The 454-nt window shown below is 43.8% G+C and carries 1 pseudogene; it reads right to left on the bottom strand.

The window, feature by feature from the left end:
* Positions 1–454 (bottom strand): annotated as a pseudogene (locus C6366_RS18655) (hypothetical protein); the annotation flags it as partial.

The raw sequence follows: 454 nt of genomic DNA, 5'->3' as shown, positions 1-454 counted from the left end.
GATCGATAATGGGTGCTGCATAACAAACCCAATCGTGAATCGACTCCATATAATGTTCATTGGAAAAAACACAACTTGATTGTTGAGTTTTTAAAGATAACGCTAATGCATTCGTACCTACAAATTCTTCACGCCATTGACCACCTTGTACAAAATGTACACGTTCAGCAGCACTCTGCATTTGAGCACTTGAGGCTGTCCAGATAATGGTACTGCCGATATCACCCACAGCAATAACCATAGAAGACTGCTCTGCAATATGACGTAGGTCATCAGCACACTGGCTTAGTGCCAGATCTAAAGCATTTTGTGAAGCAGATTTTCTTTCGAGTAGAGGTGCTGCAAATCGTTCTTTAGGAATCGCAGCAGAAGCTGATCGTTCCCACGAGCTTGCAATACTTTGGCCGAGTTTGGCAGCGTTCTGAGGAGAGAGACTATTTTGCGTGCGCAGTTG

The organism is Desulfonatronum sp. SC1, from assembly GCF_003046795.1.
Lineage (GTDB): Bacteria > Desulfobacterota > Desulfovibrionia > Desulfovibrionales > Desulfonatronaceae > Desulfonatronum.
The sequence above is the reverse complement of the archived record's forward strand: the minus strand, read 5'-3'. Positions and strand labels throughout refer to the sequence as shown.